Source organism: Clostridium sp. Cult3 (assembly GCF_021655115.1).
In the GTDB taxonomy this organism is placed as follows: Bacteria; Bacillota; Clostridia; order Tissierellales; family Tepidimicrobiaceae; genus PPXY01.
This window is the reverse complement of record NZ_PPXY01000015.1, coordinates 1-12674: the sequence shown is the minus strand read 5'-3', so window position 1 is coordinate 12674 and position 12674 is coordinate 1. Positions and strand designations below refer to the sequence as shown.

Annotated in this window: 19 protein-coding genes, 6 tRNA genes and 1 pseudogene; 20 read left to right on the top strand and 6 right to left on the bottom strand. The window is 32.8% G+C overall.

What is annotated here, in order from left to right; translation table 11 throughout:
• The first annotated feature begins 178 nt into the window (after positions 1–178).
• The 7 genes from C3E88_RS03810 (at position 179) to C3E88_RS03780 (ending at position 1580) form a co-directional block, all read left to right on the top strand.
• Positions 179–252 (top strand) — tRNA-Gly (locus tag C3E88_RS03810).
• 6 nt (positions 253–258) lie between these two features.
• Positions 259–335: transfer RNA gene (locus tag C3E88_RS03805), tRNA-Arg, on the top strand.
• An 18-nt stretch (positions 336–353) separates the two neighbouring features.
• Positions 354–430: transfer RNA gene (locus tag C3E88_RS03800), tRNA-His, on the top strand.
• Between the two features lie 4 nt (positions 431–434).
• Positions 435–510 (top strand) — tRNA-Lys (locus C3E88_RS03795).
• 9 nt (positions 511–519) lie between these two features.
• A tRNA-Leu gene (locus C3E88_RS03790) sits at positions 520–603 on the top strand.
• 50 nt (positions 604–653) lie between these two features.
• Positions 654–1460 carry a metallophosphoesterase gene (locus C3E88_RS03785; protein ID WP_236908834.1) on the top strand — a complete coding sequence of 269 codons (807 nt, stop codon included), beginning with the start codon at positions 654–656 and terminating at the stop codon, positions 1458–1460.
• 43 nt (positions 1461–1503) lie between these two features.
• A tRNA-Arg gene (locus C3E88_RS03780) sits at positions 1504–1580 on the top strand.
• 138 nt (positions 1581–1718) lie between these two features.
• Here the strand turns inward: C3E88_RS03780 and C3E88_RS12480 are convergent.
• The 3 genes and pseudogenes from C3E88_RS12480 to C3E88_RS12415 form a co-directional block, all read right to left on the bottom strand.
• On the bottom strand, positions 1719–1856 hold the full coding sequence (locus C3E88_RS12480) for a hypothetical protein (RefSeq protein ID WP_442870632.1): 138 nt from the start codon (positions 1854–1856) through the stop codon (positions 1719–1721).
• Positions 1850–2170, bottom strand: coding sequence for a hypothetical protein (locus C3E88_RS03775; protein WP_236908833.1), 321 nt, complete (start codon positions 2168–2170; stop codon positions 1850–1852). Before C3E88_RS03775 ends, C3E88_RS12480 begins: the two co-directional genes overlap by 7 nt.
• A gap of 6 nt (positions 2171–2176) precedes the next feature.
• Positions 2177–2578, bottom strand: a pseudogene (locus C3E88_RS12415) (DUF3644 domain-containing protein).
• 66 nt (positions 2579–2644) lie between these two features.
• Between C3E88_RS12415 and C3E88_RS03770 the strand changes: the two are divergent.
• Positions 2645–2785 carry a hypothetical protein gene (locus tag C3E88_RS03770; protein WP_236908832.1) on the top strand — a complete coding sequence of 47 codons (141 nt, stop codon included), beginning with the start codon at positions 2645–2647 and terminating at the stop codon, positions 2783–2785.
• A 433-nt stretch (positions 2786–3218) separates the two neighbouring features.
• Here C3E88_RS03770 and C3E88_RS12280 read toward each other — a convergent pair whose 3' ends face one another.
• Positions 3219–3350: a hypothetical protein gene (locus tag C3E88_RS12280; protein ID WP_272878410.1), complete on the bottom strand. Its 132-nt coding sequence runs from the start codon at positions 3348–3350 to the stop codon at positions 3219–3221.
• Between the two features lie 119 nt (positions 3351–3469).
• On the opposite strand from C3E88_RS12280, the gene C3E88_RS03765 reads away from it, so the two are divergent.
• The 3 genes from C3E88_RS03765 to C3E88_RS03755 all read left to right on the top strand — a co-directional run bounded on the left by C3E88_RS03765 (position 3470) and on the right by C3E88_RS03755 (position 4440).
• Positions 3470–3637, top strand: coding sequence for a hypothetical protein (locus C3E88_RS03765; protein WP_236908831.1), 168 nt, complete (start codon positions 3470–3472; stop codon positions 3635–3637).
• A 53-nt stretch (positions 3638–3690) separates the two neighbouring features.
• Entirely contained in the window at positions 3691–4167 is a 477-nt protein-coding gene (locus C3E88_RS03760) for a Holliday junction resolvase RecU (protein ID WP_236908830.1), read from the top strand.
• A gap of 117 nt (positions 4168–4284) precedes the next feature.
• Positions 4285–4440: a hypothetical protein gene (locus tag C3E88_RS03755; protein ID WP_236908829.1), complete on the top strand. Its 156-nt coding sequence runs from the start codon at positions 4285–4287 to the stop codon at positions 4438–4440.
• 292 nt (positions 4441–4732) lie between these two features.
• On the opposite strand, the gene C3E88_RS03750 is transcribed toward C3E88_RS03755, so the two are convergent.
• On the bottom strand, positions 4733–5191 hold the full coding sequence (locus C3E88_RS03750) for a ferritin-like domain-containing protein (protein WP_236908828.1): 459 nt from the start codon (positions 5189–5191) through the stop codon (positions 4733–4735).
• Between the two features lie 425 nt (positions 5192–5616).
• Here C3E88_RS03750 and C3E88_RS03745 point away from each other — a divergent pair, with 425 nt between their 5' ends.
• The 9 genes from C3E88_RS03745 to C3E88_RS03705 all read left to right on the top strand — a co-directional run bounded on the left by C3E88_RS03745 (position 5617) and on the right by C3E88_RS03705 (position 11355).
• Positions 5617–6048: a DUF2383 domain-containing protein gene (locus C3E88_RS03745; protein WP_236908827.1), complete on the top strand. Its 432-nt coding sequence runs from the start codon at positions 5617–5619 to the stop codon at positions 6046–6048.
• A 175-nt stretch (positions 6049–6223) separates the two neighbouring features.
• Positions 6224–6385, top strand: a complete 162-nt coding sequence (locus C3E88_RS03740) for a hypothetical protein (protein WP_236908826.1) — start codon at positions 6224–6226, stop codon at positions 6383–6385.
• Positions 6386–6729: 344 nt separating this feature from the next.
• The gene (locus C3E88_RS03735; RefSeq protein WP_236908825.1) at positions 6730–7065 is read left to right on the top strand and encodes a spore coat protein; all 336 of its coding nucleotides are present in this window, start codon (positions 6730–6732) and stop codon (positions 7063–7065) included.
• Between the two features lie 499 nt (positions 7066–7564).
• Positions 7565–8176 (top strand): peptidoglycan recognition protein family protein, encoded by a 612-nt coding sequence (locus tag C3E88_RS03730; RefSeq protein ID WP_236908824.1) that lies wholly within the window; start codon positions 7565–7567, stop codon positions 8174–8176.
• Positions 8176–8466: a hypothetical protein gene (locus C3E88_RS03725; protein ID WP_236908823.1), complete on the top strand. Its 291-nt coding sequence runs from the start codon at positions 8176–8178 to the stop codon at positions 8464–8466. The genes C3E88_RS03730 and C3E88_RS03725 overlap by 1 nt, the downstream gene beginning before the upstream one ends.
• Before the next feature lie 154 nt (positions 8467–8620).
• A complete protein-coding gene (gene add, locus C3E88_RS03720; RefSeq protein WP_236908822.1) occupies positions 8621–9631 on the top strand; it encodes an adenosine deaminase in 1011 nt (336 codons plus the stop codon).
• The gene (locus C3E88_RS03715) at positions 9631–9861 is read left to right on the top strand and encodes a DUF2164 domain-containing protein (protein WP_236908821.1); all 231 of its coding nucleotides are present in this window, start codon (positions 9631–9633) and stop codon (positions 9859–9861) included. The genes add and C3E88_RS03715 overlap by 1 nt, the downstream gene beginning before the upstream one ends.
• 104 nt (positions 9862–9965) lie before the next feature.
• Entirely contained in the window at positions 9966–10772 is an 807-nt protein-coding gene (locus tag C3E88_RS03710) for a L,D-transpeptidase (RefSeq protein WP_236908820.1), read from the top strand.
• 217 nt (positions 10773–10989) lie between these two features.
• The gene (locus C3E88_RS03705; RefSeq protein WP_236908819.1) at positions 10990–11355 is read left to right on the top strand and encodes a hypothetical protein; all 366 of its coding nucleotides are present in this window, start codon (positions 10990–10992) and stop codon (positions 11353–11355) included.
• A 50-nt stretch (positions 11356–11405) separates the two neighbouring features.
• Here the strand turns inward: C3E88_RS03705 and pepT are convergent, their stop codons facing one another.
• On the bottom strand, positions 11406–12632 hold the full coding sequence (pepT, locus tag C3E88_RS03700) for a peptidase T (RefSeq protein WP_236908818.1): 1227 nt from the start codon (positions 12630–12632) through the stop codon (positions 11406–11408).
• Between the last annotated feature and the right edge of the window lie 42 nt (positions 12633–12674).

Genomic DNA, 12674 nt, shown 5'->3' with positions numbered 1-12674 from the left:
AGTTATTTCTTTTTGAGTCATATTAAATATCTCCTCTCTCATATATGACATTTTATCAGAATGAATTTAATATGACATTATCATAGAATAATAATAAAAATTTAAAAAAGCTATTGACATTAATGGATTAACCTGCTATAATTCTATATTGTCAGCGATAAAACTTGGGAGGATAAATGCGGGTGTAGCTCAGTGGTAGAGCACTGGCTTCCCAAGCCAGTAGCGAGGGTTCGATCCCCTTCACCCGCTCCAAGATAGGCACCTATAGCTCAGTTGGATAGAGCAACGGACTTCTAATCCGTGTGCCGGGGGTTCGAATCCTCCTAGGTGCGCCAGTGTTAAAATATTATATGGTGGATGTGGCCTAGTTGGTTAGGGCGCCAGATTGTGGCTCTGGAGGTCGTGGGTTCGAATCCCATCATCCACCCCATTGTGACCCATTAGCTCAGGCGGTAGAGCACCTGACTTTTAATCAGGGCGTCCGGCGTTCGAGTCGCCGATGGGTCACCAACAATCTATGCGGGAGTGGCGGAATTGGCAGACGCGCTAGACTTAGGATCTAGTGTCTTTGACGTGGGGGTTCAAGTCCTCTCTCCCGCACCAAAATGAAATTGGCGTCAGCCAATTTTTTTTATTGCCTTATGGAGGTATTTATGAAGATGAAATGGGTATTAATAATAGGCACATTGCTAGTATGTGTATTAATATATAATCATATTCAGATAAGCAAATTTTATGTAAACAAACCGGTTTTATATAGTCCTAAATTATCAAAAGAACTTAGGATAACTCAGATATCGGACTATCATGCTAATTATAGGATTAATAAGGATAGGCTATTAAGGGACATAAGGGAGTTTGACCCGCATATTATTGTATTAACCGGGGATCTTATAGATAGTAGAACAAAGGATATAGAGCCAACATTAGAATTAATTAAGGATGTGTTTTCAATCAATAATAATGTATTCTATGTTAATGGGAATCATGAATTAGGCTGCATTCTTGGTGATGAATTCATGTCCAGCTTAAAAGCTATGGGGGTAAACTTGCTGGAGAATACTGGAGAGATTATAAATATAGATGGGGAAAGGATTAATATATGTGGCGTTGGTTTTTATATATCCCAAAAGGATTACAAAAATTCATTAGAAGGAATAGACGACAAAAATTTTACAATTCTACTATCCCATTCCCCTAACAGACCTCTGTATTATATGACGGGAAGGGAGGACTTAATCATTTCAGGACATACCCATGGAGGACAGGTAAGATTGCCTTTTTTAGGAGCGATAATAGCTCCTGGTCAAGGTTATTTTCCCAAGTATGACAAGGGTGTATTTAAAATAGGAGATACCCTGTTGCATATAGATAGTGGTCTTGGTAACAGCGTATTTCCTATTAGGTTTTTTAATAGGGTACAGATAAGTAATATTACAATAAAGAGAATTAATCATTGACCTTAGAGCTTTTTATCCTTATAATAGTTATGTAAGTATATATGCACCCTTAGCTCAGTTGGATAGAGTCGCTGACTTCGAATCAGTTGGTCGGGGGTTCGAGTCCCTCAGGGTGCGCCAATCAAACCTTGTAATCATAATGGTTACAGGGTTTTTATTTTTCCAGCATGGTTTACATAATGCGAAATTGAGGACGAATTTAAGGAAAAACAATAAAATGCATCTATTTTGCATCCTTTTCTGTCACTTTTCCGAACATTATCTCTTCCATTTTTTGGCTGTAACCTTGTCAGCAGATTTCAATGCATGAGAATATATATTCAATGTGGTAGATGTATTAGAATGTCCCAGTCTTGCGGATAATGCTCTTATATTTAATCCTGTATTGATTAGCATGGTAGCTGATGTATGTTGTAACTGATGAAATGTAATCCTTTTCTTTTTAAAAAGTCATTGAACCATTTTGAAGGCTTAGAGGGATGCATAACCTTTCCATTCCATTGAGTGAATACAAAGTTCTTTTCAAAGTTATCGCTACCTTCCCATTCTTTTCCGCAATTTAACCTTTTTTCTTTTTCTTCTTTTCCTTGCTTAGTGGATAGTTGATTAATGTCCTTGGTAGCTATTAATATTTTACTAGCTATTTGTTTTGGGTATTTGGCTTTTATACTGTTTTCTGTAATTCCATCTATGTTAATAGATAAAGTCAAAAAGCTTTAAGGAACATAATTAGAGATATTTATATCGAAGAAATCTATTAGTTTATTTGAATAATTTATTACACAAGATTGAAATAAAGAGACATAGATTTGTTCGTATTCCTCGGTTATAAAATGCGTACTTATGTTTCTTAAATCATTTATTTTTTCTAAATTTATTCTTAATGGATCCTTGTGGTTTGTAAAAACTTCTTTGATACATCTATTTAATGAAAAGGTACGATCTGGATTATCAGAATAATATATAGAGTCATCTCCTTTGCATTTTACTATATGTGCCTTTAGCAGTAATTCTCAGGCATTGCATATAAAAAAGCTAAATCCCTCTACACGATACCTTATTGTAGGCTTGTTATACATTTCTATTCCTAATATAAAAGCTTCAATACTTTTATCCACAAGTCTGCCCTCTAGGGGAACCTGTGGACATGGCTAAGGATATTTTGGATGAGGAGGTGGACAAGTATGCAAGCTGAAATAGCCTTTAACTTAAGGTACAACGTAGCTGCAATGTATATAGCAATACTCCAAGAGAATGTCGCAACACCAGAGCAGGCTTTTGTAGTTATAGAGGGAGCAATAGTCAACGTTTATGATGTGACGTAATAACATGATTAGACTCAAGGAACAAGGGATGTCTTACGAAGCGATAGGAAGGATCTATGGCTATACAGGAAGTGGAATTAAGAACAGGGTTTACAAGTATAGAAAAAAGACCAGTTTGTCTGGCAGGCCAAAAAGGTCAGTAAGATAAAAATACTATTTAATTAAATATACCATATTGGAAGGAGAATGAAAATGAGTAGACGTAGACATAGTAGTTTAAGATTGAGGTGGAATAGATACTATCAGTTTATATTAGAAGGCAAGTATTTTTTCTAAACAGGTATTTATATCAGACCATCACTAGTCTGTACGTACTGTGGACATATTTATAATCAAGATAGGCCTTTCAAGAGAGTGTGGAAGGCGGGATAAAATAGTAAAATATTTAGAAGGGAATAAAAAACGGGGCAATCGCCCCGAATTAATGCGATAATTAGCATCTTCCACCAAACATATCGCAGTTACAGAAAAGAACTACTAAAAGCAAGAAGAAAAATAGTAAGGAATCGTCCATACCACAATCTCCACCACCAAATAATCCACGGCGACATTGAGTATCAGTCATAATATAAGCCTCCTATTTAAAGAAATATTTTTATAACTCAATAACAGTTTATGTTTTATAGGGAAAATTGTGATTAAAGTTAAATTATTTTAAGGAAATTAGAAAGAGGGAGCATAAAGGTGTCAAAAGAGTGTATTGATTGTAATAAAAGACTTGTGGGGTGCCATGACAACTGTGAAGATTATCTGGAGTATAAAAAGATATCAGAAAAGGCTAGAAGGGAAAGAAATGAAGAATTTGAATATAAAGACTATATCTCCAATAGATTATGGAGGGAGAGGAAATAAAAAAATAAGGGGATGGTATTAGGTGAAGAAGAAACTATGGAAAAGACTAATTAATGGGCCATTTTAGAAGAGGGAAAAAGATAGTATCAGCATATTACGAAGAAAAAAGCACACTAGACTACATAGGAATATATGGAGGAATAGCTTTCTTACTCATATATTTTACAAAACTAAATTCAGTATATAAGCTAGACTGGACTACTCTAAACTGGTACTGGAGTAGACATCAAGAGAACAAAAGCAAAAAAGGTTTTGGAAGCATACCAATTAATGAGCTTGAGTGTAATTGTAAACAACTAAAATCAAAAGGGGGATATATTAAGTATAAAATATGTTGTATTTGTGGCAGAAAGGGAGAAATGCACCATTATAACGCTATAGGGATGGGTAGAAATAGGAGTAAGATAGACGATAAAGATCTAAGAAAAATGCAATTAAGTAGGATACATCATACTAAAATAGAAACTATAGGCAGAGATAGTTTTGAGAAGAAATATCATGTGTATGGGGTTATTTATAGGGAGGAATAACAAATAAATAAGGAGCAATTAAAACAATTAAGATAACTAAAAATGAAATAGAAATGCTAAAAAACAAATAACTGATCTATACTTTCCTTATACAGAACTAAAAGGCTTCAAAGACAATTGGAGAGAAGAATAGATGAATTATTAGATATGGTAGAAGAAATTTATGAGTATATAGATAATATAGACGATAGCCTTATAAGGCAGATAATAACCCTTAGATATGTTAGTGGGCTAACCTGGGAACAGGTAGCAGCAAGTATAGGGGGGAAATAATACAGCTGATAGTCTGAGAATGATTCATGATAGATTTTTAAAGAAATACTAAAGTTGTTCGGTATGTTCGTTTTAGATATGGTAACATGATATTAGGGACAATTATATAAAGGATGTATCGAAGTTTGTTGTTGGAATCTCACTTACCCATAGGTGAGATTTTTTATTGTAAATATAAAATCTAGCACAATAGATTTATTCATAATTGACAATATATATAAATTTAATAAAATGCTCCTAGTAAAATTAAATGATATAACTTTTTATCTACTAGAAGCATTACTATTTTTAATTATTCCTCTGCTTCTTCTTCAAAAAGTATACTAATTCTTATAGCATGTTGAGCTTCTACTGTTCTTGTTGTAAAGAATAAATCTTGAAAGTATTTATTGGGTGCTCTTAGGTACTGATCACCATATTTTTTATAATCATTAGTTTCTGCTATTACTCTTTCTTTTAGAGCATCATCATAATCTGTAATGACTATAGGTTGCAGAGGTTGAGGTGTATAATAATCACCAGTTAGTATTTTATAAGCTTCTTGAAAGTTTTTAGCATGGGTACTCTCATCTTGGCTGAATTGAAGAATAAGAGATTTTGCTCTGTCAGTAGGAGCAAATTTGGCTAATTCTTGGTAGTATGCTGCATCTTGCATTTCATCCTGGATATATTCAGCTAGATCTTTAATTAATTGATTATAATAATAATCACAATATTGATAGTCATAAGGGCTATTGTAAAAGTAATTCATATTTATCACCTCGTATTAATGATTTTAATATAGTATATTCTTTGAAAAATTATAGGTGATAAATAAATGCGCTAAAGAGCATGTGAGAAAATGATTAAAATTAAATGCAAATATTGTAACTATAAATTAGAAAAAAATAGATGGGAATACATTATCAGTAATATTAGAAAGCAAGGCGGCCATGTAGGCAAGAATATTTGAGAAGAAATGATATAGATACATATAGAAAATTGAAAGCTATAGGCAGAAGGCGGCAGAAGAAAATTAAACTAGGGGATAGGCCTGGGAGATTGATGCGGCATGATTGATATAAGAGGCAGGGAAGAAGGATCAGGCAAGTAAAGTGGGGATAATGTATTAATTTTATACTTAGTGGAAAAATAAAGATAACCATATAATAAACATATAACTAAGGAGGAAAGTAGATGTCAAGTAGTCAAGAAACCATAAAGGCACTTAATGAATTGTTACAAGGGGAATACATGGCAGTAGATAGCTTTAACAACTTTATATCTAGACTAGAAGATGAGAATGCAAAAAAGACCCTTCAAGAAGTTCAGAAGCAACATAGAGAAAACATTGATAAATTAGCAAGCTATATACAAAGCATAGGAGGACAGCCAGATGAAAACCTTGGTATGAAGGGTACAATGGGAGAAATGATGCTCAACATGGATTTAGGTCCTGAAGCAGACACGAATGAAATTATTAAGAAAGCCATCGAAGGGGAAACTAAAGGAGTTAATATGGCTGAAAAAGTCTTAAGAGGAGATTTAGATGATAGGTCTAGAGATATTGCGGGTGAGATATTGGAGAAGGATAGAAAGTCTATTGAGAAATTGAAGAAATTATTATAGATAAGCTAATAGAGCCGATGAGGCTCTTTTTTTATACGGAGTTTTAAGCTAGGAAGTACATATAAAACCTCCTAACCTGATTGGATATACTCTTATGTAGATATTAGGTAAAGTAGATGAAGATTTTGTAGAAATGCAATACAACAAAGGTAGATTGACAGAAGAGGAATAGAATATGATATTAGCGACACCAAGGCAGACAATAGCACACCTAGGAGGGTGTATTTTTTATGCCCTCCTAGGTCCTACTATGGTAAAATATAGTGGAGGTGTCATCGGAATGGATAGAAAAACAATCAAAATACCGGATACTTATGAACAACGAAAAAAAGAATGAAAAAGGTAAAGGGTATGTTCTTTGCAAAGTCTCTGGCAGATATCTGAGGTTTCATCTGGTACCAGACTCTTGAAGTTTGCAAGAATGGATAGGTGTCGATATAATGACAGAAAATACTTATAGTGAAGAAGATAGGTTGCTATGTTATTTAATTGTAAGGAAGGAAAATATAATTAGAGCATTAAATGAGATATTGTCAAAAGAATCTACTTAATAAAGGAAACTATATTAAAGCTTGTTAGAGAATAATATAGTAACACATTTGCTAGTCCATAATATACTTGTATTGAGAAAGGAACAAGGCCTTGAAAAACTTTTTCAATATAAAAAAAGGGGATAGGATTATGGAGCTTAGCCAGATTAATAATATAATAAGTATAGGAGCAACATGTGTAGCTCAGATAAGTGGGAGGTTTTTTCTTCTAATAGAAATAGAAATAGATGTTGCAGGAAGAGAAGTTGAAGAAGTAATCATAATAGAAGTAACTTCAGCACAAGCAGCAGAATTAATAGCAGCGGGAGTTATGCGTTGTCAAATAGTTAATACAATTCCTAAAGGAAGAGATGTAAATCTTATATGTGCATTTGTAGTAGGTCAAAATGTATTTTTAGTATTTGATATTGAAAATGCAACCGATCGTCTAGTGTTAGTTAGAGTACCTTTATGTAATATTATCTAAAATTGATCAGGTGTAATGCCTGGTCTTTTTTTATTATTTGAACATTAATACAAACATAAATGAAAACATTTATGTCAACAAATATATCAAAATCAATATATACATGACCATTAATCCCAGTAACATTTATGCGAACATAAATGTAAAAATTAATTTTTTATAAACATTTATTTGAACTAGATCTATTTTTAATTTACTTATACATCTACAAATACACTCCAGATATTGCATTTTCTTAGTTCAGAATAAGAATAATAAATATTATAATACATTTAGTTACGAGTAATAGCACTACGCATATGAAAAATTAAAAACAATGAAAAACGGTCTTCATATTTAGCTTAGGATTAACTTTTATAGCAGTGTTAATTAATTGGTATAGTAGCATTATAAAATCGCTACAATTGGCTATAAATGGCTATCATGAAGGTGTTGCATATTTTGACTTTAGTAACTATCTAAATAATAAAATATATAATTTAGTAGGGGGTGCAATATCATGAATTATAAAATGCAGCATATACCTATTAGTAAGGCGAAAAGATCAGGTAAAAAAATTAAAGCAGAATATATAACCATTCATTCAACAGCTAATGAAAAATCGTCAGCTCAAAACGAAAGAGATTGGCTAGTAAACCCTTCTAATAATAGAACAGCTAGTTGGCATATAGTTGTAGATGAAATAGAAGCAATTGAAGCCATACCACTAGATGAAATTGCCTACCACGCAGGTAGTACTCAAGGTAACAGTACATCTATAGGTATAGAGATATGTGAATCAGGAGATAGACAAAAGACTCTACAAAACGCAGTAAAGTTAGTAGCCAAGATGTTACAGGAAAGAGGTTGGGGGCTAGATAGGCTCAGGAGACATTTCGATTGGTCGGAAAAAGATTGCCCAAGGATATTAAACTATAATAATTGGGAAGGTTGGACCAAATTCAAAAGAGATGTATCTATAGAACTTACCTACCAAGATCCAAGTCCATGGGCTAAGGAAGCATGGAAGTGGGGAATAGAAAACGGAATTATCGATGGTAAAAGGCCAAAAGATACAGCAACAAGAGAAGAGATAATAACGATGATATTTAGGTCAAAGGGGGAGAAATAATGTATGATGATTTTATGACACCTGAGGTATTGACTACTTTTGTAGGATTGGTTTTAGCAACCAACATAATAGTTCAGTTTACAAAATCCATCATTAAAAAGCAATTGGGTGATAGCTACGTAAGACTGTATACTTTTATAATAGCTCTTATCTTAACATTTATATTTAGTAAAATTGGAGAAGGTATACAAGGATTTATAATCACCCTTATTAATTCCATATTGATCACTATGGCTGCCATGGGAGGCTATGAAATGGTATCAGATCCTATGGCACAAAAGAGAAAATAAACGGATAGTATAATTTTTAAGATAGGGATAAGGATTTTAATCCATCCCTATTTTTTATATAATAAAGGAAATATACTATTAAGATAGAATATAAATAGTAAAGGTACATATGGGTATAAGCAATATAAAAGGTGAAAAAGGAAGGAAGAGATATATGAAAAATAAATTAAAAGATATACCAAAAATAGAATTACATTGTCACTTAGACGGTAGTGTAAGGACAGAAACCATGTATGAACTATTATTAGAACAGGGGGAAATAACCCCTATGGATATTAAGCAATTTGAAGAAATGGTTAGGGTTAAGGATGAATGTAAATCTTTAAATGAGTACTTAGAAAAGTTTAAATATCCCTTAAAGACTATGCAGAGGAAAGAAAATTTAGAGCGGATTACCTATGAACTACTGGAAGACTTGAGTTTACAAAATGTAAAATATGTAGAAATAAGATTTGCTCCTTTTCTTCATATGGAGGAGGGCCTTACCTTTGATGAAGTAGTGGAAAGTGTATTGAATGGGATGGAAAGGGCAAAAAAGGATCTTAGTATTTTATCTAATGCAATTCTCATATGTATGAGACATGAAGATGTAGAGGAGAGCATTAGGGTGGTCGAATACGGAGAAAAATACCTTGATAAAGGAGTTGTGGCAGTGGATCTAGCAGGAAATGAAGCAGATTTTCCACCAGAAATCCATCAGAAGGCTTTTCAATTGGCCTATGAAAAAGGTTATAGGATTACTGTTCATGCAGGTGAGACTGGCATAGAGGACAATATAACCAAATCCATAGAATTACTTCATGCTAATAGAATAGGGCATGGAATAGCAGCTATAAAAGACCCTAAGGTAATGGAAATAATAAAGGATAAAGGTATTTCTCTCGAAATGTGTCCTATAAGTAATCTACAAACAAAGGCTATAAAATCCATAGAGGATTACCCTATAAGAAATTTTTTACATAGGGAATTAAATATAACGGTAAATACAGACAATATAACGGTCTCCAACACTTCTTTACAGAGGGAGTATGAATTGTTGATGGATAAATTAGGTTTTTCTTTGGATGAAATATATGGTTTAATAGATAATTCTATAAAGGCTGCTTTTCTATCAGAAAATGATAAGAACAAATTGAGAAATATAATATTTAAGGAGCTAAGGTAATGAATAATAATATAGAATTAAGTCAAGAAAAAAAAGAATATATGATTGCTGCTATTAAGGAATATTTTTTAGAGGAAAGGGAGGAGGATCTAGGGGATTTAGCAGCTATCTTAATATTGGATTTTTTCATGGAAAAATTAGCACCTGAAATATATAATCAAGCTGTCCAAGATTCCTATAGATATATTAGCGAAAAAGTTGAAGATCTATTTGAAATTCAAAAATATTAGATAAATTTAATACCTTTAACCTGTACATATTCCGATCATATAGTCAAAAAAACATTAAACTATTTATCACCAGGTGAATATAGTATAGGGAGGAGGTATGGACTATGGTAAATGGAAGAACATTTAAAAGAATAGGATTACTAGTAACGATCCTTTTTTTAATCATTACACCTACAGGTTTTACTGAATCCCAGGGAAAGGAGATAGATTTAAAGAATTATATGAGCAAAGGATTTAATGGAAACGATTTAGAACAGAGAAATACCTTATTACGTTTCCAAGCAGAAAACAATCTACTTGTTGATGGGATTATTGGGGGGGTGACGGAAGAAGCATTAATTGAAGAAAACAAACATATTATAGATATTATTCCCCAGGAGGCTAAAGATAAAGAATGGTTTATAGTCATAAATAAGACAAAAAAAATATTAACCGTATATCATAAAGGGGAAGTATACAAGAAATATCCGGTAGCTTTAGGAAAGGACTCTACTCCTACTCCAGATTATAAGTTTACCATTATTAATAAGATCACAAATCCCTATTGGGGAGGGATGGGTGGCAAGTTTAAACCGGTAAAAGGTGGAGCACCTAATAATCCACTGGGAAAAAGATGGTTAGGTCTTTCTACTGAAAAATATAAAGGTTATGGAATCCATGGCAATTCTCAGCCTTCTTCTATAGGCAAATATATATCGGCAGGTTGTATTAGAATGATCAATGAAGATGTAGAGGAATTATTTGAATATATACCAATAAAGACAGAGGTTTGGATTGGTTCTGAAGAAGTTTTGGAAAAGTGGGGAATTAAGCAATATATTGAATATGAAAAAATTGAAGAAGTATGCCGTTTATTATGGCAAAATAGAGGATGGCAGGTAATGGAAGCCCTGCCATCGGTTATTTTTTGAGAGTATGTATTGCCTATAGTTTTACGAAGAGCTAATGCAGCTATGCCAAATACTAATTAATTTTAAAAATAACTAATATGTATTAGGAGAAAGGTGTTGATTTGAAATTCGTTATAGTTCTAGTATTGTGCTGGTAAATTCTAACTAAAATTAGTTTATTATATAATATTAAGGGTATATTTTACATAAGATTTTAATATGAAAAGGGGGATGCTCTGTGAAGAGTAGTGGAGCAACAAAATATAAGGTGATATTAATTGCCTATAAAGATGTAGACCCAAAGATTGAAAAAATAATTACAAGATACTCCGTATGCAATATAAAGGATAGGAACACATTTGATAATCTATTTAAAGATCAAACTAATTACCAAGGTTCAGGAAGGGATTTCAATTTAAATGACAGGATTAGCATTTATTTGGGATGGTTTAAAGAGCAGATCGATCAAAAGGTTGATGAAGGTTATATATTGGATATAGTAGAGGTTCACAAATCCTATGGAAATACAAGGGAAGAATTATTGAAGACTTTGGACATTGAATACAGTGATGATATATTGGTATTGGATATTCAGGATTTATAATAGCCGTGATACATAATAAAAGGAATCAGTTTCGACTGATTCCTTTTATATTAATATTCTTTTGCATAAAGTTCTATTATTTTTAATATTACCTCTACAGCTTTTTCCATGGAGGGAACTGGAATATATTCGTATTTACCGTGATAGTTATGACCACCAGTAAATATATTTGGACAGGGTAGGCCCATATAGGATAGTCTTGCACCATCGGTACCTCCCCTTATAGGACTGATGATTGGTTCTATATTCACTGCTTCCATAGCCCTTTTAGCAATATCTACAATTTCCATAACGGGAACTATCTTTTCTTTCATATTATAATAGGAATCTTCTATCTTGAGTTCAATTTTATTAGTATATTTGTAATTTAAAAATTCAACAATTTTCTCTAAAGCTTTTTTCTTCTTGTTAAATTTTCCCATATCATGGTCCCTTATTATATAAGACATTTTAGTTTCTTCTACATTGCCAACAAAATCATCCAATAGATAAAAACCTTCATAGCCTTCTGTGTACTCTGGTCGTTCATTAATTGGTAGCATAGAGTGTAGTTCCATCCCAATTAATATGGAGTTGACCATTTTGCCTTTGGCGGTTCCAGGATGTATATTGGAACCTTGTATGGATATATTTGCAGTAGCAGCATTAAAGTTTTCATATTCTAATTCTCCAATGGGACCACCATCTACAGTATAGGCAAAGTCTGCATCGAACTTATCTACATCAAAATGATCAGCACCTCTGCCGATCTCCTCATCTGGAGTAAAAGCAATTTTGATAGTACCATGGGGAATATTTGGATTTTCAATTAAATACTCTATAGCAGTAATTATCTCTGCAATACCTGCCTTATCATCGGCACCTAATAGGGTGGTACCATCTGTAGTAATTATGGTTTTACCAACGTAATTTTTTATTTCAGGAAAATCATCAACTGATAATATGATATCCTTTTCTTCATTTAAGACAATATCCTTACCGTCATAATCTTCTATTATATTTGGGCTTATATCTTTGCCAGACATATCTGGACTTGTATCCATATGGGCGATAAAACCAATGGTGGGGATCTTCTTCTCTATATTCGAAGGAAGAGTGGCCATAATATATCCCTTATCGTTTACCGATACATCTTTAAGCCCTAGTTCTTCTAACTCCTTACCTAGTACTTTTGCAAATTTTAATTGATTTTTGGTACTAGGAGTAGTTGTAGAATATTCATCTGATGTTGTTTCATATTTAACATATTTTAAAAACCTATTTAGCACTTTGGACATAAAAAAGCCTCCTTAAAAGATATTTTAATTATATTATACATT

Bases quoted from the DNA above. Each gene is read 5' to 3' on its own strand.
- C3E88_RS03785 (WP_236908834.1), top strand. From the start codon at position 654: ATGAAGATGAAATGGGTATTAATAATAGGCACATTGCTAGTATGTGTA.
- C3E88_RS12480 (WP_442870632.1), bottom strand. From the start codon at position 1,856: ATGCTAATCAATACAGGATTAAATATAAGAGCATTATCCGCAAGACTG.
- C3E88_RS03770 (WP_236908832.1), top strand. From the start codon at position 2,645: ATGCAAGCTGAAATAGCCTTTAACTTAAGGTACAACGTAGCTGCAATG.
- C3E88_RS12280 (WP_272878410.1), bottom strand. From the start codon at position 3,350: ATGACTGATACTCAATGTCGCCGTGGATTATTTGGTGGTGGAGATTGT.
- C3E88_RS03760 (WP_236908830.1), top strand. From the start codon at position 3,691: ATGGGCCATTTTAGAAGAGGGAAAAAGATAGTATCAGCATATTACGAA.
- C3E88_RS03750 (WP_236908828.1), bottom strand. From the start codon at position 5,191: ATGAATTACTTTTACAATAGCCCTTATGACTATCAATATTGTGATTAT.
- C3E88_RS03745 (WP_236908827.1), top strand. From the start codon at position 5,617: ATGTCAAGTAGTCAAGAAACCATAAAGGCACTTAATGAATTGTTACAA.
- C3E88_RS03740 (WP_236908826.1), top strand. From the start codon at position 6,224: ATGATATTAGCGACACCAAGGCAGACAATAGCACACCTAGGAGGGTGT.
- C3E88_RS03735 (WP_236908825.1), top strand. From the start codon at position 6,730: ATGGAGCTTAGCCAGATTAATAATATAATAAGTATAGGAGCAACATGT.
- C3E88_RS03730 (WP_236908824.1), top strand. From the start codon at position 7,565: ATGAATTATAAAATGCAGCATATACCTATTAGTAAGGCGAAAAGATCA.
- C3E88_RS03725 (WP_236908823.1), top strand. From the start codon at position 8,176: ATGTATGATGATTTTATGACACCTGAGGTATTGACTACTTTTGTAGGA.
- add (WP_236908822.1), top strand. From the start codon at position 8,621: ATGAAAAATAAATTAAAAGATATACCAAAAATAGAATTACATTGTCAC.
- C3E88_RS03715 (WP_236908821.1), top strand. From the start codon at position 9,631: ATGAATAATAATATAGAATTAAGTCAAGAAAAAAAAGAATATATGATT.
- C3E88_RS03710 (WP_236908820.1), top strand. From the start codon at position 9,966: ATGGTAAATGGAAGAACATTTAAAAGAATAGGATTACTAGTAACGATC.
- pepT (WP_236908818.1), bottom strand. From the start codon at position 12,632: ATGTCCAAAGTGCTAAATAGGTTTTTAAAATATGTTAAATATGAAACA.